This is a genomic window from Brevibacterium oceani (assembly GCF_017948325.1).
Lineage (GTDB): Bacteria > Actinomycetota > Actinomycetes > Actinomycetales > Brevibacteriaceae > Brevibacterium > Brevibacterium oceani.
This window is the reverse complement of sequence record NZ_CP072846.1, coordinates 1,283,169-1,303,763: the sequence shown is the minus strand read 5'-3', so window position 1 is coordinate 1,303,763 and position 20,595 is coordinate 1,283,169. Positions and strand designations below refer to the sequence as shown.

Below are 20,595 nucleotides of genomic sequence, written 5' to 3'. Positions count from 1 at the left end.
CCGTCACCTCAGTCCTGCCAGGCGGATTTGGCGAAGCCGAAAGCGGGCGGTCGCTTGGCGAAGAAGGCCTCCTGACCGCGTGCGATCTCCGCCCGGTAGGCGGCGTCGAGCCATTCGGGCGGAGCGCCGTCGGCAGTGCCGTCGGCATCGTCGACGCCATCACCGGCCGCGGCACCGGCCGAAACAACGTGACCCGCCGAGGTGGCCCCGCCGGGGGCGTGCCCGCCCAGGATCGCTGTTGCCCCGATCTGACTGAGTCGGGACAGACCGGCGATCCGCTCCCCCAGCGCCTGTGCCGCCTCGACCGGAGTGTCGGAGACTTCATGGAAGAAGCCGAGTCGCTCCATCGTCTCGAATCCCACGATCGAGGCGGTGATCAGCAGGTAGCGGGCCCACGCGTCCCCGAGGACTCGTGCCAGCCGCTGGGTCGGTCCGGGCGGGTAGACGAGCCCGAGCTTCGCTGCGGTGACGCCGAAGACCGATCCGGGGGCGGCAATGCGGATGTCGCAGGCCGCGGCGATCTCCGTGCCTCCGCCCACGCAGTTGCCCACGATGGCCGCGATCGACGGAGTCCTCGCATCGGCCACGGCCGCCTCGGCGGTGGAATTGAGCTCCCAGAAGTCTGCGATCGGCACGTCGAGGTCGGCGATGTCCGAGCCTGCGGAGAAGTGTCCGCCGGCTCCGGTGATGACGAGCGCACCGATCGAATCGTCGGCATCGACCGAGGCGATGATCTCCGGCAGGGCACGCCACATCGCACGCGAGATCGCATTGCGCTTGTCGGTCCGATCGATGACGAGGGTTCCGACTCCGCCGGTGACGGTGAAGTCGAAACCCTCGAGGTCGACCGGACGGTACAGACCGTCAGGTTCCATATTCAGATTGCCTTTCGTACCCTCAGACGCGGGCGTCGGGAACCTCGCGCTGGTCCTCCCCGTCATAGGCGCTCAGGGGCCGGATGAGAGCGTTGTTCGCCTGCTGCTCGAAGATGTGTGCTGTCCATCCCGTGATGCGGGCCATGACGAAGATCGGAGTGAACTGCTCGGTGTCGAAGCCCATCAGATGGTAGGCCGGACCCGAGGGGTAGTCGAGGTTCGGGTAGATGCCCTTGCGCCCGACGAAGTCCTCCTCGAAGGCGTTGTAGAGGTCGAGCAGATCGGTCGCGCCCTTGACCTCGACCATGTCTTCGAAGGCCTTGCGCATGGTCGGCACGCGCGAGTCACCGTTCTTGTACACGCGATGGCCGAAGCCCATGATCTTCGCCTTCTTGGCCAGCGCGTCGTCGATCCACGCCGATGCCTTGTCGGCGGTGCCGACCTCTTCGAGCATCGCCATGACGGCCTCGTTGGCACCGCCGTGCAGGGGTCCCTTGAGCGCCCCGACGGCACCGGCGACGGCCGAATACAGGTCGGAGGTCGTCGAGGTGATGACCCGCCCCGTGAAGGTCGAGGCGTTGAAGGAGTGCTCGGCGTAGAGGATCATCGACACGTCGAAGCAGCGCACGACCGCCTCGGCAGGAACCTCGTCGAAGACCATCTTGAAGAAGTTCGCGGCGTAGCCGAGGTCCTTCGTCGGGGCGATGGGATCGAGGCCGTGACGGCGACGGTGGTCGATGGCCACGATCGTCGGCAGCTGCGCGTAGAGACGCTCCGCCTTGGCGAGGTTCGCCTCGGCACCCTCGACGTCGGCTTCGGGATCGACGGCGCCGAGGTAGGCCACCGCCGTCTGCACGACGTGCATAGGGTGGCAGTCCTTGGGCAGGTCGAGGATGAGCTGGACGAGCTTGTCGTCGACCTCGCGCTGGGCGTGCTCACGGGCCTTGAACTCCTCGAGCTGCGCCTCGGTCGGCAGTTCGCCGTTCCAGATGAGGTAGGCGACGTCCTCGAAGCTGCGCTTGGCGGCAAGTTCTTGGACGGGGTAGCCGCGGTAGGTCAGCGAGTTGGTCTCCTGGACCACTTTGGACACGGCCGTGGTGTCGACGACGACGCCGGCGAGGCCCTTTTTGATTTCTTCGGTCACTGGTGACCCTCCTGTGAGAAGTTGAATACTGCGGCGTCGAACTCGTTGTACGCCGAGTAGTCGATGGTGTCGTACAGGTCCGCACGGGTCTGCATACCGTCGAGCAGGTCCACCTGAGTGCCCTTGTCCCGAATGGTCTGCAGGCCCGATTTGATCGCACCCATGGCGATGCGCAGAGTCGTGACCGGGTAGATCACGAGCTTGACTCCGACATTCGCCAACTGTTCGGTGGTGAACAGTTCGCTCTTTCCGAATTCCGTCATGTTCGCCAGGATCGGCACATCGACGGCCGAGGCGAACTTCTCGAACTCGCCGAGGTCGCGCATAGCCTCGGGGAAGATCATGTCCGCACCAGCATCGATGTAGGCCTTCGCCCGGTCGATCGCTGCGTCGAGTCCCTCACCGGCACGGGAGTCCGTGCGGGCGCAGATGACGAAGTTCTCATCCCGGCGACCCTTGACGGCCGCGGCGATGCGCTTGTTCATCTCGGCCGCGGTCACGACCTCCTTGCCGTCGAGGTGGCCGCAGCGCTTCGGATTGACCTGGTCCTCCAGGTGCATGCCCGAGATACCGGCATCCTCGAACTCCTGGACGGTGCGGGCCACGTTCATGGCCTCGCCCCAGCCGGTGTCGGCGTCGATGAAGGTCGGCAGGTTCGTCACGCGAGCGATGTTGCGGCCGTGATCGGCCACCTCGGTGAGCGTGGTCAGTCCGATGTCGGGCAGACCCATGGCCGCGGAGAACGCTCCGCCGGAGATGTAGACGCCTTCGAACCCGGTCTGCTCGATGAGCTGCGCGTTGATCGGGTTGATGGCGCCGGGGAACTGGACGATGTCGTCGCCGGCCAGCAGCTCGCGGAACTTCGCGCGGCGCTCGGCGGGTGTTGCCTGTGCGCCCAGCATCAGAAGATGCCCTTCGATCCGCTGTGCTCGAGTCCGTCGACCGTGAAGGACAGTTCGGCCACACCCTTGGCGTCGAGGTTCTCGAGGTTCTCGGCGAGGTCGATGAAGCGGTTCTGCTCGGACTCGGAGACGATGCCCTCGGCCAGGGTCCTGAACTTCTCGATGTAGTTCGCGCGGGCGAAGGGACGGGCACCGAAGGGGTGCGCGTCGGCCACGGCGATTTCGTCGGTCAGCGTCGAGCCGTCCTCGAATTCGATCTCCACACGGCCGCCGAAGGCCTTCTCGTTCGGGTCGATCGAGTGGTAGCGGCGGGTCCACTCGGGGTCCTCGGTGGTCTCGATCTTGTGCCACAGCTCGACGGTGTCGGGTCGGGCGGCACGCTCGGGAGCGTAGGAGTGCTCGTGGTGCCAGCCCTGATCCTGCATGGCCACGGCGAAGATGTACATGATCGAGTGGTCGAGCGTCTCACGGCTGGCCCTCGGATCCATCTTCTGCGGATCGTTGGCACCGGTGCCGATGACGTTGTGGGTGTGGTGCGAGGTGTGGATGACGATGCGCTTGATCTTCGACAGATCCTCGATCTCACCGCCGAGTTTGCGGGCGAGGTCGATGAGTGCCTGCGCCTGGTACTCGGCCGAGTGCTCCTTGGTGTAGGTGTCGAGGATGGCGCGCTTGGCCTCCCCCTGACCCGGCAGCGGGATGGTGTAGCGGGCCTCGGGACCGGAGAGGATCCAGGCGATGAAGCCGTCCTCACCTTCGTAGATCGGGTTCGGTGCGCCCTCTCCGCGCATCGCCCGGTCGACGGCCTCGACGGCCATCTTGCCGGCGAAGGCAGGAGCGTGGGCCTTCCAGGACGAGATCTCGCCCTTGCGCGACTGGCGGGTCGCGGTCGTCACGTGCAGGGCCTGCTGGATGGCCTGGAAGGTGACCTCGGTGGGCAGGTGCAGCATGGCGCCGATGCCGGCAGCGGCCGAGGGGCCGAGGTGGGCGACGTGATCGATCTTGTGCTCGTGCAGGCACATGCCCTTGACGAGGTCGACCTGGATCTCATAGCCCGTGGCCACACCGTTGATGAGGTCCTTGCCCGAGATGCCCTTGTGCTGGGCGACGGCGAGGACCGGAGGGATGTTGTCGCCGGGGTGGGAGTATTCGGCGGCGAGGAACGTGTCATGGAAGTCGAGCTCGCGCACGGCGACGCCGTTGGCCCAGGCTGCCCATTCCGGGGAGAAGCGATCGGTCAGCTGCAGACCGAAGATGGCAGCACCCGGGGTGAAGGGGTGGGTCTGCGCCTGCTCGCGGGCGTGCATCGGGGCCGAACGGCGCACCGAGGCGGCTGCGACGGACGCGTTGTCGATGACCCGGTTGATGACCATCTCGGTGACATCGGCGTCCACGGGAGTCGGATCGGAGGCGACTTCTGCGATCTTCCAGGCGAGCTGATCTTCTCGAGCCAGGTTCTCTGAGCTCTTATGAGTGCGGACTTCATGATTGATCATGGATACCCCTTCATAGTCCTTGACCGGTTCTGGTCGGAAAGTGCTGACACAACTGTAGGCCACGTCACGTGGGCGGGTCCCTGCCGGTCGGAAATTTATCTCGACATCAAGATATTTTACCCGACGTGTGCGCTGGTTCACCAACATGGGTCGTGCGGCACTTCTGCCCGCGCCCACGATGTGGGACGATGACTGCATGACTCGCACTGCCCTGGACTTCGACGAGAACTGGTTCGACGACGAGGAGTTCGCCCGCGTGCGCAGACGCATGCCGATCCCCTATGTCAATGCGATTCCCGTGCGGGTGGGCGAATCGGGCAACGTCGAGCGCATCGGCCTGCTGCTGCGCAGCCTCGACGAAGGGACGCTCGGCAGGGAGGTCGTCGGTGGACGCATCCGCTTCCACGAGACGATCCGCTCGGCTCTCATGCGTCACGCGGAGAACGACCTCGGCCCAATGGCGCTGCCGGTTATCCCGCCGGCGATCTCGCCGTTCCACATCGCCGAGTACTTCCCCACCGAAGGCTCGTCCCTGCTGCACGATCCGAGGCAGCACGCGATCTCCATGTGCTTCATCCTCGAGGTCCGCGGCGAATGCACACCGCGCGCCGATGCGCTCAGCCTCGACTGGCTGACCCCCGAGGAGACCCTGCGCGCCGACATCACGAGCGAGCTGTGCCACGGCCAGGAGTTCATCCTCAAGGCCGCACTCACCCACCTCGGCTTCCCGATCTGAGACGCAGGGTTCCACCTCCACAGGTTTTTCTACAATGCGTAGAATTGCGTTGGTAGACTGGAGGTGACGCGGACGATACCGCATGTCGGGGCCGTCGTCGGCGTTCAGGGTTGGCCAGGCCCCGATCGAGAGGTTTGCGATGTCTCCCCAGTCCCGCCAGACCGAAGCGCGTCCCACCGAAACACATCCGGGCGAAGCCCGTCCGAGCGAGTCCGGACTCAACCGCGAGCTCGGGGTCCTCGTCGGATTCGACGGCTCCGAACTCGCTGCCCAGGCCGTCCGCGTCGGCGCCGCCGAAGCACACCGCCGGTCCATCCCACTGACCATCGTCACCGCGTATGCGCTGCCGACGATGATCTATCCGAACATGGCCTCCATCCCCAGCGAACCCGAAGACGAGCGAGCGAAGAGAGCTGCGGAGGAGATCCTCGCCGAGGCGGTCGAACTCGTCCGTGATCACCCGGGTGCGAAGAGCTTCCGCACGGCTCCCGGCGATGCTGCCGGGGTGCTCGTCACCTTCAGCTCGTCGGCCGAGATCGCCGTCGTCGGCGCCCGCGGTCGCGGCGGCTTCATGGGGCGCGTCCTCGGTTCGGTGTCCACCGCCCTTCCCGCGCATGCACATTGCCCGACCATCGTCGTCCCGCATCACGCCACGGCCATCGATGCCGCCGATGGGCCCGTGGTCGTCGCCGTCGACGGCTCGGACACCGGGCGGGTCGCGATGGTCACAGCAGCCGCAGAGGCTGCCGTCCGTGGGGCCGCCCTCGAGGTCGTTGCAGTGCTGCCCGCGGGAGAGGAATGGCTCTACTGGTACCCCGAGCTCGAACTGAGCTCGGAGGTCACGGGACGGCGACAGAGGGAAGTCGCGGCCGGGCTGGAGAAGGAGGCGGCCGGCCTCGGTGAGCAGTTCCCGGACCTGCCGGTGACCACCTCGGTGCCGGTGGGCGATCCCAAAGAGGTACTCGCCTCTGCCAGCGGACGCGCACAGCTGCTGGTCCTGGGCACTCGCGGTCGCGGTCGCATCAAGAGCGCACTGCTCGGTTCGGTCTCGCGCGGGGTCCTCGATCACGCCGAGGGGCCGGTGATGGTGGTTCCCAGCTGATCGAGAGTCGGCACCTCCGCATGGGCGCTCCCCTGTTGTACAGTGGTGGCTACGACAGGGGAGCGCCGTCAGGGGCGCTGAGAGTGCAGAAGATGCTGCAGACCCTCGAACCTGATGCGGTTAGCACCGCCGAAGGAAGTCGAGACTCTTCACCCCTCCTTGCATGAGGAGGCGCAATGCCGAAAACCACCACGCCCGAATCCACGACGTCCACGGCGCCGGTCCACACACTGGCCCCGAAGACGAAGTCGTGGCGAGTCGTCGACTACGTCACCACCGCCGTGCTCGGCATCGCCGTCGGGTTGGTGTTCTGGGTGTTGGCGCTGAGCTGGAAGGTCCTCGAGCTCGCATTCCAGGCGTTCCCGCCTTCGATCGGCCTCATCGCCGGACTGTGGGTCCTCGCCGGTCCTCTGGCTGGGGCGATCATCCGCAAACCCGGCGCTGCCCTGCTGTGCGAGCTCATCGCCGCCATCGTCGAGGCCGTCCTCGGCTCCCACTTCGGAGCCACCGTGCTGCTGTCGGGATTCCTGCAGGGCCTCGGCGCCGAACTCGTCTTCGCCGCCTTCGGCTACAAGCGGTTCACCCTGTGGGTCACCTCGCTGTCGGGGGTGCTGGCGGCGGCGTTCATGGCGGTGAGCGAGAACATCATGTACAACGCCGAATGGCAGTTCGGCTTCCAGGCCGCCTACGCGGTGTGCGCGATCGTCTCCGGTCTCGTCATCTCCGGCATCGGCGCCTGGTACGCCTATCGGGCGATCGCGAAGACCGGGGCGCTGAGTTCGTTCGCCTCCGGCCGTCTGCGCTGATGGCGCTGCCGATCACGGCGCGCGGGTATTCGTGGACGCATGCCGACCGTGACGCTCCCGCCGTCGGCCCCCTCGACCTCGACATCGCGGCTGGTTCGACGGTGCTGCTCCTCGGACCGTCCGGAGCCGGAAAGACGACCCTGCTCCACGCGATCGCCGGGGTCCTGCCGAGCGAATCCGGTGAGGCCACGGGCGAGCTCCTCATCGGCGACCGCTCCCCCGACCCGCGCCGAGGCGACACCGGGCTCGTGCTCCAGGATCCCGATTCTCAGGTGATCTTCTCCCGGGTGGGCGACGATGTCGCGTTCGGGATGGAGAACCTCGGCGTGCCTGTCGACGACATCGAGGCTCGGATTCCGGCCTCGCTGTCGGCCCTGGGCCTCGACCTCCGTGAGGATCATCCCACCGCGGCTCTGTCCGGCGGGCAGAAGCAGCGCCTCGCCCTGGCCGGCATCCATGCGATGTCGCCCGAGGTCATTGTCCTCGACGAACCGACGGCGAACATCGATCCGGACTCCGCCCCGGGCGTGAGGGATGCGATCCTCGCCGTCCGGGCCGCCACCTCGGCGACGATGATCGTCGTCGAACACCGCGTCGGGCTGTGGCTCGAGCATGTCGACACTGTCATCGTCCTCGGGCGCGAGGGCGTGGTGGCGCAGGGGGCACCCGGCGAGGTCTTCGGGGATCCGGAACTCGCCGAGGTGCTGCGCGAGTGCGGTATCTGGGTGCCCGAGGATCCCGAGGCCGCTGAGTTACGAAGCGCCGGTCGGGCGCCCCGCCCCGACTCCCCTGCTCACTCGGGTTCCGAATCCGGGCCAGATGCGGGCGTGCGGACCGACGCACGGACGGGCCCACGGATGCAGGGCGAGGTGCTGCTGAGGGCGCGCGACCTCGGCGTCGCCCGGCCCGGCGCGAAAGTACCGGCGGCCGCCGGCATCGATCTCGACATCCGCGCCGGCGAGGCCATCGGAATCGTCGGCCCCAATGGTGCCGGGAAGTCGACGACCGCGCTCACGCTTGCCGGCCTCATCCCTGAGTTCACTGGTGAGGTCCTCGCCGAGGCGGGGCTGCGCGGGAGCGCGAAGCATGCCCGCCCGTACCGGTGGCCCTCCGCCTTCCTTGCTCCGCGGATCGGGATCGTCTTCCAGGAGCCCGCGCATCAGTTCCTCACCGCGAGCGTGGCCGCCGAACTCGCGCTCGGCCCCAGGCTGGCCGGTTGGTCGACCGAGGCCGTCGAGTCCCGGGTGACCGAACTGCTCGAGGTCCTCGGCCTCGGCGACCTCGCCGAAGCGCATCCGCAGAGCCTCTCCGGTGGGGAGAAGCGTCGGCTCTCGGTCGCGGCGATGCTCGCCCCGCGCCCGGCAGTTCTCATCGTCGACGAACCGACCTTCGGCCAGGACGCGCTGACCTGGGCCGGCCTCGTCGAACTCTTCCTCGACGCGCTGGCCGTCGGGTCGGCGGTGGTCGCGGTCAGCCACGATCACGGTTTTCTCGACGCGATCGGAGCCCGCCGGTTCGCCCTCGGTGGAACCGAGGGGGCGCCTGAGGGGGCGTCGGCCGATTCGTCTACAGGATCGTCGGTCGATCGGTCTGCTCGTCGGCCCGACGCGCACGACGAGGTGCGAGGTGAGCGCGTTGAGTGACAGAAACGCCACCGCCGAGGCGGCCGCCCCTGTCCACGATCCCGGTCAGCTCATTCCCGTGGTGAGGTCGACGGCGGTGGTGCGGTGCAATCCGCTGACGAAGATCGTCGTGGCTCTCGTGCTCATGATCGGGGCGCTGCTGAGCATCGATCTCGTCTCTGCCGGTGTCGTCCTCGCGTTCACGCTCCTCGGTCTTCCCGCTTCGGGGCTCGACCTGCGGGCAGCGCTGCGGCGGCTGTGGTTCCTGCCTGCCGGTGCTCTGCTCGCGGCGTGGGGCACGGCGATCCTCGCGGAGAAGACCGGTGCCGTCGTCGTCGACCTCGGTCCGATCCTGATGACAACCGCGTCTTTGGAGGCGGCCGCGGCGATCTTCGTCCGTACTCTGGCCTTGGCGATTCCGCTCATCGTGCTCGCCTCGACGATCGATCCGCGCGATCTCGCCGATGCTCTCATCCAGCACGTTCGCCTGCCCGAGGTCGTCGTGATCTCCGTGCTCGCCGCCGGCAGGCTGCTCGGTCTGCTCGTCAGCGAGTGGCAGGTGCTGTCGATGGCCAGACGGGCACGCGGCGTCGCCGGTGGGTCACTGGCCAGGCGCACAGCAAGTCTGTTCGGCGGCGTCTTCGTCCTCCTCGTCGTGTCCATCCGGCGGGCGACGACGCTGGCGATGGCGATGGAGGGCCGCGCGTTCGGACGCCCGGGCAGGACGTGGCGCAGACGGTCGACGTTCGGTGACCGTGATCTCGTGGTCGTGGTGTCGGCGGTGGCGGTGTGCGTGCTCGCGATCGTCTCCGCTCACGCCCTGGGCACGTGGAATCCGATCATCGGCGGCGACTGACAGGCCCGGAGTCGCTCAGGCCTCGGGCACACTCAGAGCTCAGGCAGGATCTGCCACCAGGCACGATCAGATCTGCGGGAGGAAGCCTTTGAGGAAGGCCCGCCAGTCCTCGAGCGCTTCGGGGCTCGGCAGCTTCGAGGCGGTGATGACGACGAGTGACTTGTCCTCGGACTTCGTCTCGGCCGCGATCTCGATCTTGGTTCCGTCCTCGAGGTTCGCCCTCCAGAAAGACCGCTTCGCCGTCTCCGAGGTGCGGGGCTCGCCCTTGAGCGCCGTGCCGTTGAGGGTGCCGTCGACGTGGGAGGCGAGCGCGGCGACGAGGTCGCTGCGTTGTCCGGCGATCGTGCGGGACACGGCGACGTCGAAGGTACCGTCGGCTCGCTGTCCGGGTACGCGTCTGCCGATCTCCTGTTCATAGGCGACGACCGCACCTTGGACCCACCAGCCGTGTTTGTCGACGACGCCCTCGAACTGCGGGTAGAGGGCATCTGCGAGTTCCTTATGGATCGCCGAAGCCCCACCTGCATCTTCGAGTCGCTTCCGCGTCGTGGCCCACGGTTCTCCGAACGCCTTCTCGATGGACTCGATGTTCACTGCCTTCGTCGCCATGGCAGAAGTCTATTCGCTCGGGTGACCGCGGTCGACGGATCAGCCGATCGTCAGTTCGCCCATTTCGTCCCAGCCTTCGCCGTCGATCTTGCGGGAGATGATCTTCGGGGTCGAGACCAGGTGCGGACGCATGGCCTCGAGGCCGGCGGCGAAGTGATCGCGGTTGACGTGAGGCTCGGCGCCTTCGTCGGTGAATGCCTCGACGAGGACGAACTCGTTCGGGTTCTCCAGGCTCTTCGACCATTCGAACCACAGGTTGCCCGGTTCGGCACGGGTCGCCTCGGTGAAGTCGCGCACTGCCTCGGGGAACTTCTCGACGCTTTCGGGCTTCACGTCATATTTCACGACGATGAAGATCATGGTGGCTTCTCCTCAGCTATTTGGTTTCAGGGGTCACGGCTAGCGCCAGCTCACAGCCTTTCGGCGATGAGCACGAGGAAGTCACTTCCCGGCTCAAACGGGTGGAGCTCCCAGGTGGAGAACTTCTGGTCGATGAACATGCCGGTGGCCTTGATGTCCTCGGCGAAGTCGTCGAAGTCGTAGCCGCGTCCGGCACCGAATCCGGAGACGAAACGTCCCCCGTGCTTGAGAGTGGATTTGAGGTTGCCCAGGGTCTGACGGCGGGAGGCGGGGTCAAGGAAGGACAGGACGTTGCCGGCGCAGAATGCCACGTCGATCTCGTTGATTCCGGCTGCGGCGAAGTCGAACTCGGCGAGGTCGCCCGTGTGCCATTCGCCGCTCGGGAAGTCCTCCTCGGCGACGGAGATGAGGAATTCGTCGAGGTCGACACCGTAGACGGTATGGCCCTCGTCGATCAGCAGGCCGCCTGCCCGACCGGTCCCGCAGCCGGCGTCGAGGATGCGGGCACCGCGCGGCGCCATCGCATTGACGAAGCGGGCCTCTCCCCCGATGTCATGACCTGCGTCGACGCGTTTGCGCCACATCTGCGCGTAGTTCGCGGAATGTTCGGGGTTGGCCCGGCGAACCTGGTTCCACTTGTGATCGAAGCTCATGTCCTCATACTAGGACGAGATCATCCGCAGTCGAGCCGGCGTTCATGCGAAGACCTCCGCGACCACCTCGGCGACGGCACGCACCGGCTCGCTCGGGTCCGGGGAGGTCAGGACGATGATCTCCCGGCCGCCCGCCTCGGCGACGGGATGGAGGTCGACATCACGCCCGCCCAAGGACATCATGATCGGTGTCGCCAGCGTCAGCCCCAGCCCGGTCCCGGCCAGGGCGAGCGCGACCGCAGTGTCCGTGACGATGTGCGTCTCCTTCGCATTGATTCCCAGCGCCGAGGTGGCCAGCCGCATCGCTCGGCCGAAGAGCTCCTCGGCCGGTGGGAGGATCCAATCGGCCTCGGCGAGATCGGCCGCGGACGGGAGAGGATGGCCGGCGGGTACGACGATGCCGAAGTCCTCCGCGGCCACGGCCTGCCAGCGCAGCCCCCGCATCGGCGGCAGCGGTACGGCCGGATAGTTGATCCCGATGCCGAGGTCGATGACGCCGTCGATGACCGACGTGGACATCGTTTCGACGTCGATCTCCCGGGCCCGGACCTCGATGTCGGGGTGGTGCCGTTTGAGCCTGGCCACCACCTGCGGCAGCGCCGTCGTCGATGCGGAGCCGAAGACGCCGAGGGTGACGATGGCTTCGCTGCGGAAGTCGCGTCCGAGCATCGCCATCTCCGCCTGCTGCTGAGCGGCGAGGATGTTGCGTGCCCGCGGCAACAGTGTGCGACCGGCCTCTGCGAGGACGAGTCCGCGGCCACGACGCACGAACAGGTCGGAGTCGACGACCTTGCGCAGGGCGGTGATGTGCTGCGACACGGCTCCGACGCTGTAGCCGAGGTGGTCGGCCGCCCGCGTCATCGAGCCGAGTTCGGCCACGGTGACGAAGGTGCGCAGCTGTCCGAGTGTCCAGGTCATGGAGGCATCGTATCTGTCTTTAGGAATACTGAACAGTGCGTTCACAAACTCTCTCTTGTCCTTAACTGTGAGCGCCAGCACAATGGAGACACGTCACAGTTCGCCGACACCGCTGTCGGCACCGTTTGCAGCCGTGGGGTCCGATGATGGTCGCCGCGGCAGCAGGAAGCGAGGTGCTTCATGGAAACCCCGTCAACCCCGAGCACTGCCGAAGACACGTTCCCCACCACCGCCTCGGTCGTCATCATCGGTGCCGGCGTGATGGGCGCGTCCATCGCCTTTCACCTTGCCGAACGCGGAGGCGAGGACATCGTCATCGTCGAACGCGACTCCCCCGGCTCCGGCTCGACGTCGAAGGCCGCCGGCGGAGTGCGCTGCCAGTTCTCCGATGAGGTCAACATCGCCTTGGCCGCCCGCGGACTCGAGGTTCTCTCGACTTTCGAGGCCGACTTCGGCATCGACATCGGCCTCGTGCGCAACGGCTACCTCTTCCTCCTCGATTCCGACGAATCCGCCGAAGCGTTCGCCGCCAACGTTGCCCTGCAGCAGCGGATGGGGCTCGATTCACGGATGCTCACCGTCGCCGAGGTGGCCGAACTGGCCCCGTATGTGAATACCGAGGGCCTCGTGGCCGGGGCTTTCAACCCCGGTGACGGTCACTGCACCCCCGAGGCCGTCGTGTCCGGATACATCAGCGCCGCCCGCGAGCGTGGTGTGCGGGTGCTCAAGTCCTGCGAGGTCACCGGGTTCGAAGTCGGCGACGGCGCCGAACGGCGGGTCACCTCGGTGGTCACCGACCGCGGCACCATCGCCTGCTCGCAGGTCGTGGCCGCGGCCGGGGCCTGGTCCGGACTCATCGGCGAACTGGCCGGAGTCGACCTGCCTGTCCGACCCCTGCGGCGGGAGATCATGGTCTCCGAACCCGTCGACTTCGACACGACGAGGATGCCCTTCACCATCGACTTCACGACGAGCTACTACGTCCACCCGGAAGGCTCCGGACTGCTCTTCGGCTGTCCCGATGAGGCAGACGACTGGTCCTTCAACGACAAACGGGATCCGAATTGGCTGGCCACCCTGGCCGAACACATCGAGGCCCGCACACCTGAGCTCGCCGATGTGGAGGCGAAGCGCGGCTGGGCCGGCCTGTACGAGATGACTCCCGACCACAATGCACTCATCGGTGAGGCCGAGGAACTGCCAGGGTTCTACTACGCCTGCGGCTTCTCCGGCCACGGCTTCCTCATGGGCCCGGCCGTCGGCGAAGTCGTCGCCGACCTCATGACCGGCCGCGAACCCTTCGTCGATGTGAGCCCGATGGACAAACGCCGTTTCGCGACGACAGGACTGCGCAAGGAGCTCAACGTCGTCTGACTGATACTCACCCGACCCGCCCGAGCCGCAGGCCCGCCCGACCACCGCTTCGAACACCGCCACAGAACGAAAGGATCACCATGACTGCACTGCCCACCGACCAGACCATCACCGACCTTCTCAATGAGGGGCTGCGCGCCTGCGGAGTCGGCGCTGACGTACTCGAGGGGCCGGCAGCCTCGGCGACCTTGCCTGCCCGCTCCCCCATCACCGGTCAGGACCTCGGCACGATCGCCGCGGACACTCCGGAGACTGCGGCGGACAAGATCGCAGGTGCCCAGCAGGCCTTCGAGTCCTGGCGCGACGTGCCCGCTCCCGTCCGCGGTCAGCTCGTCCAGCGCTGGGGTCAGCTGCTCGGCGAGCACAAGGAGGAACTGGCGAAGATCATCACCGTCGAGGCCGGCAAGACCCCCTCGGAGGCTGCCGGCGAGGTCCAGGAGATGATCGACATCTGCGAATTCGCACTCGGACAGTCCCGGCAGCTGTGGGGCAAGACGATGCCCAGCGAACGTGCCGGTCACAGGCTCATGGAGACGTGGCATCCGCTCGGCGTCGTCGGTGTGATCTCGGCGTTCAACTTCCCCGTGGCCGTGTATTCGTGGAACACGGCGCTGGCGCTCGTCGCCGGTGATGCGGTGGTGTGGAAGCCATCGGAGAACGCGGTGCTCGCCGCGCTCGGGGCGCAGTCCCTGCTCGCCCGGGCCGCCGCCGAGTTGGGGGCACCGGAGAACCTCGCGCCTGTCCTCATCGGGGGTCGGGACATCGGTGACGTCATGGTCCGCGATGAGCGCGTGGCTTTGGTCTCGGCGACAGGTTCGGTGCGGATGGGCCGTGAGGTCGGGCCTGTCGTGGCCGAACGGTTCGGGCGGATTCTGCTCGAACTCGGGGGCAACAATGCCGCGATCGTGGCTCCGAGCGCGGACATCGATCTGGCCCTGCGCGGGGTGGTCTTCGCGGCCGCCGGCACCGCCGGTCAGAGGTGCACGACCCTGCGGCGGCTCATTGTTCACGAGTCGATCGCCGATGACTTCGTCGACAAGATCGTCGCGGCCTACCGGACATTGAGCATCGGCTCGCCGACCGATGACGGCGTGCTCGTGGGACCGCTCATCAATGAGGGCTCGTTTGAGGCGATGCAGTCAGCGCTCGAGCAGGCCGAGTCCGAGGGTGGCAAGGTGCTGTGCGGCGGTGGCCGCGTGCTGGCCGATGAGCGGCCGGATGCGCACTATGTCGAACCGGCCGTGGTGCGTATGCCCGGGCAGACGGCGGTGATGCAGGACGAGACCTTCGCTCCGATCCTCTACGTCGTGACCTATTCGGACCTCGACGAGGCGCTGGAGGTCCACAACGACGTGCCGCAGGGACTGTCCTCGGCGATCTTCACCTCGGAGCTGGCTGAATCCGAGAGGTTCCTGGCCCGGTCTGACTGCGGCATCGCCAACGTCAACATCGGCACCTCGGGGGCGGAGATCGGCGGAGCCTTCGGCGGGGAGAAGGAGACCGGCGGTGGTCGTGAGTCGGGCACCGATTCGTGGAAGGCCTACATGAGGCAGGCCACGAACACAATCAACTACTCGGGCGAGCTGCCGCTGGCCCAGGGCGTGGAGTTCCTCTGAGGAAGCGGTTTCCGCATCTTCTCCCTCCTCGTTCAAGGGTGAGCGCGTCTATCGAGCCGTGCACCTATCGAAAATTGCGCCAACTCTTGAACGAGCGTTGGGAGCCTCTGACCGGCTCCCGCGAACCCCGGCCGAGCGCGCGTCTGTCTGGTTCGTCACGGACAGGCCTCTGACCACAGCGTCAGCGGCGACAGCGACTAGAATCGACGGTGAACCGTGCGCAGTGGACACCCCCGCGCACCGCCGAATCCGTGCGCACCAGTGCACGCCCGCACACCGCAGACACCTCGTGCATCGCCGAAGGAGACCCCGTGATTGAGCTGAAGACACCCGCCGAGATCGACAAGATGGCGGTGACCGGCCGTTTCGTCGCCAAGACTCTGGCCGAACTGTCTGAGATCGCGGAACCCGGCATGGACATCATGCACCTGGAGAAGCGGGCCCGGAAGCTCATCGAGGACGCCGGAGCCAAGTCGTGCTACTGGGACTACGCCCCGTCTTTCGGCGAAGGCCCGTTCCGCAACGTCATCTGCCTGTCGGTCAATGACGGAGTCCTCCACGGCAAACCGCACAGCTACGTCCTCAAGGACGGCGACCTGCTCACGCTCGACTTCGCCGTGTCCATCGACGGCTGGGTCGCCGACGCGGCACGTTCCGTCGTCGTCGGAGACGGCAGCGACGAGGACCAGCGACTCATCGACTCCACCTGGAACGGGCTGGAGGCCGGCATCAACGCAGCCCAGGCCGGGAACCGCCTCGGCGACATTTCGAAGGCCATCGGTGACGTTGCCGACGAACAGCGCATCCCGGTCAACCTCGACTTCGGCGGCCACGGACTCGGCCACACGATGCACGAGGATCCGCACGTGGCCAACCGCGGCAAGGGCGGTCGTGGGCTCGTCCTCAAGCCGGGCCTGACTCTGGCCATCGAGCCCTGGTGGTCCTTCACTTCGAAGAAGCTCACCGTCGACAAGGACGGCTGGACCCTGCGCCTGGCCGACGGATCGAACGGCGCACATTCGGAGAACACCATCGCCATCACCGAGGACGGGCCGCGAATCCTCACCACGCTCGACTGAGCACACTTCCGTACTCCCGTCCGAAGGGGCGTCCGACGACCAGTTCGTCGGACGCCCTTTCGCATGTGCGCTCGTCGTGTCAGCTCCTCGTGCCAGAATTGCGGTATGTCATTCACCTGCACCGAATGCGGCTATTCGACCGTCAAATGGCTCGGGCGCTGCCCCGAATGCCAGGCTTGGGGCACCCTCGAAGAGAAGGGCGCGAACGCTTCGAAGGTGAAGACCAAGGTCAAGAAGTCCTCGGGCGCGAAGTCGATCAACGAAGTCGACTCCTCCCAGGCCCAGGCACGGTCGACCTTCGTCAGTGAGTTCGACAGGGTGCTCGGCGGCGGAATCGTCCCCGGTGCCGTCGTCCTCCTCTCCGGCGAACCGGGCGTGGGCAAATCGACGCTGCTGCTCGATGTGGCCGCCCGCATCGCGAAGTTCGGCACCAAGGTCCTCTACGTCACCGGTGAGGAATCCGCCGGTCAGGTGCGACTCCGTGCCGAGAGGATCAACGCCCTCGAAGACTCGCTGCTGCTGGCTGCCGAGACCGATCTCGGTTCGGTGCTGGGCATGATCGAGGCCGAGGCGCCGGAACTGCTCATCGTCGATTCCATCCAGACGCTCGCGTCCTCAGAGGTCGAAGGAGTCCCCGGCGGCGTCACCCAGGTCCGGGAGGTCGCCGCGGCACTCATCAGGGAGGCCAAGGCCAAGTCCCTGCCCACGGTGCTCGTCGGCCACATCACGAAGGACGGCACGATCGCCGGGCCCCGTCTCCTCGAGCACCTCGTCGACGTCGTATGCACCTTCGAAGGCGAGAAGCATTCGCGTCTGCGCATGCTCAGAGCGGTGAAGAACCGCTTCGGACCCACCGACGACGTCGGCTGCTTCGACATGGAGGAGAACGGGATCAAAAGCCTCGAAGACCCGTCGGGACTCTTCCTCTCCCGCAGCGGATCGAATCCGCCGGGAACCTGCCTGACCGTGACTCAGGAAGGCAAGCGTCCTCTGCTCGTCGAGGTGCAGTCGCTCATCACCGAGTCCTCCGGGGGTCAGTCACGGCGATCCGTCTCCGGTGTCGACTCCTCGCGAGTGGCGATGATGCTGGCCGTGCTCAGTCAGAGCATCCCCGGTGTCCAGTTGGCGAAGTCCGATGTCTTCGCCGCCACCGTCGGCGGGGCGAAGCTGTCCGAGCCGGCCAGCGATCTGGCGATCTGCCTGTCCCTGGCATCGGCGGCGCTGGGCAGGCCGTTGTGGACGAAGTTCGTCGGCATCGGCGAGATCAGCCTGTCCGGTGAGGTCCGCAACGTCCCCAACCTCGGGCAGCGTCTCAACGAGGCCAGACGCTTAGGGATCACGCATGCCATCGTCGCCAAGGAAGCCATGCGCAATGTCCCGGCACCGGACAATATGAAGATCAAGGAATGCGAGCACATCGCCGAAGCGGTGCAGGTTCTGCTCAAGACCTCCTGACTCGGTCGCCGGGCGCAGGGCCGGTCGCCGGGCGCAGGGCCGGGCGCAGGCAATGTGCGAGAAAGTTCGGGACTTTCCCGCCTGAATGGCGCATCCTGGAGGTATGACCACGACAGTCTTTCCGGCGCTGAGGACCTCGGATGCGAACGCCACGATCGCTCTGCTGCTCACGCTCGGGTTCACTGAGCGTCTGATCGTCCGCAGCGAATCGGACCCGACGGTCGTCGACCATGCCGAATTCGCGCTCGGCGACACGGGCGGAATCATGATCGGCTCCGTCCGCAATGACGGATCCGCGCTCGACGCCGTCGGCGGCAGCTCGATCTATGTCGTCGTCGATACCGAACGTGAAGTCGACCGCCTCTACCAGGAGATCGTCGACATGGGACACGCCATCGTCAGACCGGTGGCGACGCAGGAGCACGGCGGCCGCGAATTCGACTTCCGCGATCACGACGGAAATTCGTGGGGAGTCGGGTCCTACCGCGGAGCGTGAGGTTCAGCCCTCACCGTCATCGGACTTCTCGTCCGCACCCGACTTCTTGTCTTCGTCGGCTTTCTTCTTGTCCTCTTCGGCCTTCTTCTCGTCGGCCTCTTTCTTCTCTTTCGCCTTCTCGGCGGCGCTCTTCTCGAGTTCGAACTTCGCCGGCTTGCTCTGCTTGTCATCGAGTTTGACGACGAGCTCGTAGTCCCCGGACTCGAAGTCCTTGTTCGTCTTGTTACAGTTCTTGTCGACCTGGATCCGATTCCACTTGAGCTTCGCGGTCTTCTCCGACTGCGGCGCGAACTCGGTCGAGACCTCTGCGTTCTCATCCTTCGATGCAGCACAGTACTTCGACGACCAGACCACGTCACCGTCCTTCTTGACGATGAATTCCTGCTTCTTCGTACCGACCTCGATGAGGCAGGTCGCGTCATGGTCATTCGCGATGACCATCCCGAACTCCGGCTTGTCACCGTCCTTGACGGATTCCGGGTCGACCTTCGCCTTGAGCGAGATCTTGCCCTCGGGACACTTCCCGCTCGCAGCCTTCTCATCCGGCACAGGCGCCGCCGTCGTCGTCTCCTGCTCCGATGGTTCGGCTGTGACTTCGCCGTCGTCTCCCCCACTGCCGCCGATCGCCTTGACGATGCCGACGATGCCCAGAACCAGCAGCCCGAGGACGACAAGACTGAACACGGCCAGCGTGATGCGGCGTCTGCGGTACACGTGGGCAGGCAGCTTCCCGCTAGACTGGCGGGGCTGGCCAGCAGCTCGCTGCGGCTGCGAACCACGATTGGAAGGAGTCATCGCTTTGAGCCTAGGCAATTGCGAATGAGCATCCAAATGACACACCGAGTCACTCACGAATCGACTTCGTCAACGCCGGATTCGCCCTTCCCCGAGGTGGTCGAACCGGCGCTCAGACGTGTGCAGTCCACGATCATCTCCTGGTTCGAATCAGCCGCCCGAGACCTCCCGTGGAGGCACCCCGAGACCAGCGCCTGGGCCGTCCTCGTCAGCGAGATCATGTCGCAGCAGACCCCTGTGTCACGAGTCGAACCGCGCTGGCGGGAGTGGATGTCAGCCTGGCCGACCCCGGCCGACCTCGCTGCGGCACCCACCGCCGAGGTGCTCCAGCGCTGGGACCGCTTGGGCTATCCGCGGCGGGCGCTGAGACTTCAGGAAGCCGCACGCGTCATCGCCGAGACGAAGGACAACACCGTTCCCGACACCGCCGAGGAGCTCGAGGAGCTGCCGGGGATCGGTTCCTACACCGCGGCCGCCGTCGCCTCCTTCGCCCACGGTCGCAAAACGACAGTTCTGGACACGAACGTCCGACGCGTGCTCATCCGCCTCTTCACCGGGCGGGAGCGCCCCACCACCTCGCCGAGCCGGAAGGAGACCGTCTGGGCCTCCGGATTCGTCCCCGAGCACGACCATGTGCGATGGAACGCAGGCGTGATGGAGTTCGGGGCACTCGTGTGCACGGCGCGCAATCCCGACTGCGCCGCCTGTCCGCTTCAGGACATCTGCATGTGGTACCAGTTGGGCAGGCCAGCCTCGGCGACGAAGCCGAAGACTCAGAAGTGGGCGGGCACCGACCGGCAGCTGCGCGGGGCGATCATGGATGTGCTCAAGACCGGTCACACCGCCGGTGCGGATCAGTCGGGCGTCGACATCGATCTGTTCACGACCTCGGTGACCGCGCTCGACCCGGATCTCCTCGACTCGCTCGATGAGCCGACGGCAGCAGCGTTGGCTCGCGTGCGCGAACTGAGCACCGACGCGGAGAGGATCTCCCGCCTCATCGGCGACCTCATCACCGATGGTCTGGCGCAGAAGCACGACCGCGCGCTGACGCTGCCGGGATGAGTCAGAGGTACTTGATCATCCGCGAATTGCCCAAAGTGTTCGGCTTGACCCGGGCCAGGTCGAGGAACTCCGCCACACCTTCGTCGGTGGAGTGGAGGAGTTCGACGTAGACCTCGGGAGAGACGGGGATGCCCTTGATCGGCTCGAAGCCGAGGGAGCCGAAGAACCCGGTTTCGAAGGTCAGGCAGAAGACCCGATCGACCCCGATCTCACGGGCATCGGTCAGCAGCTGGCGGATGATCGCCTTTCCCACTCCCCTGCCCCGATAGTCGGGAGAGGTCGCAACCGTGCGTGCCTCGGCGAGGTCGGACCAGATGATGTGCAGGGCTCCGCATCCGGCCAGGACCTCGGAGCCGTCGGGCTGAGGGTCGACGACCAGCCAGAACTCCTGCAATGATTCGAAATAGGTCACCGTGTCCTTGGCCAGCAGGATCCGTTCGGACGCCAGTGGAGCCACGAGTGCTTCGATGCCTTTGACGTCGCCCGTCCTGGCGCGACGCAGATACAGACCGCTGGGGAGTTCATGCTTGTGATGATGGTCTGTGGAGATCTGTTCGTGATCGAAGCCGGCGCCTGAAGAGCTCATGTCCTCATTCAACACCATCCGCCGACGCACCGGCGAAAGAGTCCGACTCC

21 protein-coding genes and 1 riboswitch are annotated in these 20,595 nt (G+C 66.2%); of the genes, 11 read left to right on the top strand and 10 right to left on the bottom strand.

The annotated features are described in order from the left end of the window. Positions 1–8: 8 nt before the first annotated feature. Genes J9314_RS05615 through J9314_RS05600 form a run of 4 tightly spaced genes read right to left on the bottom strand, consistent with a single transcriptional unit; the run spans position 9 to position 4,417 of the window. On the bottom strand, positions 9–875 hold the full coding sequence (locus tag J9314_RS05615) for an enoyl-CoA hydratase/isomerase family protein (protein ID WP_210604904.1): 867 nt from the start codon (positions 873–875) through the stop codon (positions 9–11). 22 nt (positions 876–897) lie between these two features. Beyond that, positions 898–2,019, bottom strand: a complete 1,122-nt coding sequence (locus tag J9314_RS05610) for a bifunctional 2-methylcitrate synthase/citrate synthase (RefSeq protein WP_210604903.1) — start codon at positions 2,017–2,019, stop codon at positions 898–900. After that, entirely contained in the window at positions 2,016–2,921 is a 906-nt protein-coding gene (gene prpB / locus J9314_RS05605) for a methylisocitrate lyase (RefSeq protein WP_181274728.1), read from the bottom strand. Before prpB ends, J9314_RS05610 begins: the two co-directional genes overlap by 4 nt. Beyond that, the gene (locus J9314_RS05600; RefSeq protein WP_210604902.1) at positions 2,921–4,417 is read right to left on the bottom strand and encodes an MmgE/PrpD family protein; all 1,497 of its coding nucleotides are present in this window, start codon (positions 4,415–4,417) and stop codon (positions 2,921–2,923) included. Before J9314_RS05600 ends, prpB begins: the two co-directional genes overlap by 1 nt. A gap of 196 nt (positions 4,418–4,613) precedes the next feature. Between J9314_RS05600 and J9314_RS05595 the strand changes: the two genes are divergently transcribed. The 5 genes from J9314_RS05595 to J9314_RS05575 all read left to right on the top strand — a co-directional run bounded on the left by J9314_RS05595 (position 4,614) and on the right by J9314_RS05575 (position 9,539). Next, entirely contained in the window at positions 4,614–5,153 is a 540-nt protein-coding gene (locus J9314_RS05595; RefSeq protein WP_210604901.1) for a DUF4916 domain-containing protein, read from the top strand. A 139-nt stretch (positions 5,154–5,292) separates the two neighbouring features. Continuing rightward, complete coding sequence (locus J9314_RS05590) at positions 5,293–6,255, top strand: universal stress protein (protein ID WP_210604900.1); 963 nt, start codon at positions 5,293–5,295, stop codon at positions 6,253–6,255. A gap of 46 nt (positions 6,256–6,301) precedes the next feature. After that, positions 6,302–6,410: riboswitch (TPP riboswitch) on the top strand. A 21-nt stretch (positions 6,411–6,431) separates the two neighbouring features. Further along, complete coding sequence (locus tag J9314_RS05585; protein ID WP_181274724.1) at positions 6,432–7,061, top strand: ECF transporter S component; 630 nt, start codon at positions 6,432–6,434, stop codon at positions 7,059–7,061. Beyond that, entirely contained in the window at positions 7,061–8,704 is a 1,644-nt protein-coding gene (locus tag J9314_RS05580; RefSeq protein ID WP_210604899.1) for an ABC transporter ATP-binding protein, read from the top strand. The genes J9314_RS05585 and J9314_RS05580 overlap by 1 nt, the downstream gene beginning before the upstream one ends. Beyond that, a complete protein-coding gene (locus J9314_RS05575; protein WP_210604898.1) occupies positions 8,697–9,539 on the top strand; it encodes an energy-coupling factor transporter transmembrane component T family protein in 843 nt (280 codons plus the stop codon). The genes J9314_RS05580 and J9314_RS05575 overlap by 8 nt, the downstream gene beginning before the upstream one ends. A gap of 66 nt (positions 9,540–9,605) precedes the next feature. Here J9314_RS05575 and J9314_RS05570 read toward each other — a convergent pair whose 3' ends face one another. Genes J9314_RS05570 through J9314_RS05555 form a run of 4 tightly spaced genes read right to left on the bottom strand, consistent with a single transcriptional unit; the run spans position 9,606 to position 12,079 of the window. Continuing rightward, positions 9,606–10,148, bottom strand: a complete 543-nt coding sequence (locus tag J9314_RS05570) for a hypothetical protein (RefSeq protein ID WP_210604897.1) — start codon at positions 10,146–10,148, stop codon at positions 9,606–9,608. A 39-nt stretch (positions 10,149–10,187) separates the two neighbouring features. After that, the gene (locus tag J9314_RS05565; protein ID WP_210604896.1) at positions 10,188–10,508 is read right to left on the bottom strand and encodes a putative quinol monooxygenase; all 321 of its coding nucleotides are present in this window, start codon (positions 10,506–10,508) and stop codon (positions 10,188–10,190) included. Positions 10,509–10,558: 50 nt separating this feature from the next. Next, a complete protein-coding gene (locus J9314_RS05560; protein WP_210604895.1) occupies positions 10,559–11,161 on the bottom strand; it encodes a class I SAM-dependent methyltransferase in 603 nt (200 codons plus the stop codon). 42 nt (positions 11,162–11,203) lie between these two features. Beyond that, the gene (locus tag J9314_RS05555; RefSeq protein ID WP_210604894.1) at positions 11,204–12,079 is read right to left on the bottom strand and encodes a LysR family transcriptional regulator; all 876 of its coding nucleotides are present in this window, start codon (positions 12,077–12,079) and stop codon (positions 11,204–11,206) included. Positions 12,080–12,259: 180 nt separating this feature from the next. On the opposite strand from J9314_RS05555, the gene J9314_RS05550 reads away from it, so the two are divergent. From J9314_RS05550 to J9314_RS05530, 5 genes are all read left to right on the top strand, one after another. Beyond that, positions 12,260–13,453 carry an NAD(P)/FAD-dependent oxidoreductase gene (locus J9314_RS05550; RefSeq protein ID WP_210604893.1) on the top strand — a complete coding sequence of 398 codons (1,194 nt, stop codon included), beginning with the start codon at positions 12,260–12,262 and terminating at the stop codon, positions 13,451–13,453. Between the two features lie 80 nt (positions 13,454–13,533). Next, the gene (gene amaB, locus J9314_RS05545; RefSeq protein WP_210604892.1) at positions 13,534–15,069 is read left to right on the top strand and encodes an L-piperidine-6-carboxylate dehydrogenase; all 1,536 of its coding nucleotides are present in this window, start codon (positions 13,534–13,536) and stop codon (positions 15,067–15,069) included. 311 nt (positions 15,070–15,380) lie between these two features. Then, positions 15,381–16,148 carry a type I methionyl aminopeptidase gene (gene map, locus J9314_RS05540; RefSeq protein WP_210605550.1) on the top strand — a complete coding sequence of 256 codons (768 nt, stop codon included), beginning with the start codon at positions 15,381–15,383 and terminating at the stop codon, positions 16,146–16,148. 105 nt (positions 16,149–16,253) lie between these two features. Next, positions 16,254–17,603, top strand: coding sequence for a DNA repair protein RadA (radA, locus tag J9314_RS05535; RefSeq protein WP_210604891.1), 1,350 nt, complete (start codon positions 16,254–16,256; stop codon positions 17,601–17,603). Between the two features lie 103 nt (positions 17,604–17,706). After that, the gene (locus J9314_RS05530; RefSeq protein WP_246490629.1) at positions 17,707–18,099 is read left to right on the top strand and encodes a VOC family protein; all 393 of its coding nucleotides are present in this window, start codon (positions 17,707–17,709) and stop codon (positions 18,097–18,099) included. A gap of 3 nt (positions 18,100–18,102) precedes the next feature. Here the strand turns inward: J9314_RS05530 and J9314_RS05525 are convergent, their stop codons facing one another. Next, entirely contained in the window at positions 18,103–18,813 is a 711-nt protein-coding gene (locus J9314_RS05525; protein ID WP_210604890.1) for a hypothetical protein, read from the bottom strand. A gap of 117 nt (positions 18,814–18,930) precedes the next feature. Here J9314_RS05525 and J9314_RS05520 point away from each other — a divergent pair, with 117 nt between their 5' ends. Beyond that, positions 18,931–19,959, top strand: coding sequence for an HhH-GPD family protein (locus J9314_RS05520; RefSeq protein WP_210604889.1), 1,029 nt, complete (start codon positions 18,931–18,933; stop codon positions 19,957–19,959). Between the two features lies 1 nt (position 19,960). Here the strand turns inward: J9314_RS05520 and J9314_RS05515 are convergent, their stop codons facing one another. Further along, on the bottom strand, positions 19,961–20,545 hold the full coding sequence (locus tag J9314_RS05515; protein WP_210604888.1) for an amino-acid N-acetyltransferase: 585 nt from the start codon (positions 20,543–20,545) through the stop codon (positions 19,961–19,963). Positions 20,546–20,595 lie beyond the last annotated feature (50 nt).

Bases quoted from the DNA above. Each gene is read 5' to 3' on its own strand.
- J9314_RS05615 (WP_210604904.1), bottom strand. From the start codon at position 875: ATGGAACCTGACGGTCTGTACCGTCCGGTCGACCTCGAGGGTTTCGAC.
- prpB (WP_181274728.1), bottom strand. From the start codon at position 2,921: ATGCTGGGCGCACAGGCAACACCCGCCGAGCGCCGCGCGAAGTTCCGC.
- J9314_RS05600 (WP_210604902.1), bottom strand. From the start codon at position 4,417: ATGATCAATCATGAAGTCCGCACTCATAAGAGCTCAGAGAACCTGGCT.
- J9314_RS05595 (WP_210604901.1), top strand. From the start codon at position 4,614: ATGACTCGCACTGCCCTGGACTTCGACGAGAACTGGTTCGACGACGAG.
- J9314_RS05590 (WP_210604900.1), top strand. From the start codon at position 5,293: ATGTCTCCCCAGTCCCGCCAGACCGAAGCGCGTCCCACCGAAACACAT.
- J9314_RS05585 (WP_181274724.1), top strand. From the start codon at position 6,432: ATGCCGAAAACCACCACGCCCGAATCCACGACGTCCACGGCGCCGGTC.
- J9314_RS05580 (WP_210604899.1), top strand. From the start codon at position 7,061: ATGGCGCTGCCGATCACGGCGCGCGGGTATTCGTGGACGCATGCCGAC.
- J9314_RS05570 (WP_210604897.1), bottom strand. From the start codon at position 10,148: ATGGCGACGAAGGCAGTGAACATCGAGTCCATCGAGAAGGCGTTCGGA.
- J9314_RS05565 (WP_210604896.1), bottom strand. From the start codon at position 10,508: ATGATCTTCATCGTCGTGAAATATGACGTGAAGCCCGAAAGCGTCGAG.
- J9314_RS05560 (WP_210604895.1), bottom strand. From the start codon at position 11,161: ATGAGCTTCGATCACAAGTGGAACCAGGTTCGCCGGGCCAACCCCGAA.
- J9314_RS05555 (WP_210604894.1), bottom strand. From the start codon at position 12,079: ATGACCTGGACACTCGGACAGCTGCGCACCTTCGTCACCGTGGCCGAA.
- J9314_RS05550 (WP_210604893.1), top strand. From the start codon at position 12,260: ATGGAAACCCCGTCAACCCCGAGCACTGCCGAAGACACGTTCCCCACC.
- amaB (WP_210604892.1), top strand. From the start codon at position 13,534: ATGACTGCACTGCCCACCGACCAGACCATCACCGACCTTCTCAATGAG.
- radA (WP_210604891.1), top strand. From the start codon at position 16,254: ATGTCATTCACCTGCACCGAATGCGGCTATTCGACCGTCAAATGGCTC.
- J9314_RS05530 (WP_246490629.1), top strand. From the start codon at position 17,707: ATGACCACGACAGTCTTTCCGGCGCTGAGGACCTCGGATGCGAACGCC.
- J9314_RS05520 (WP_210604889.1), top strand. From the start codon at position 18,931: ATGACACACCGAGTCACTCACGAATCGACTTCGTCAACGCCGGATTCG.
- J9314_RS05515 (WP_210604888.1), bottom strand. From the start codon at position 20,545: ATGAGCTCTTCAGGCGCCGGCTTCGATCACGAACAGATCTCCACAGAC.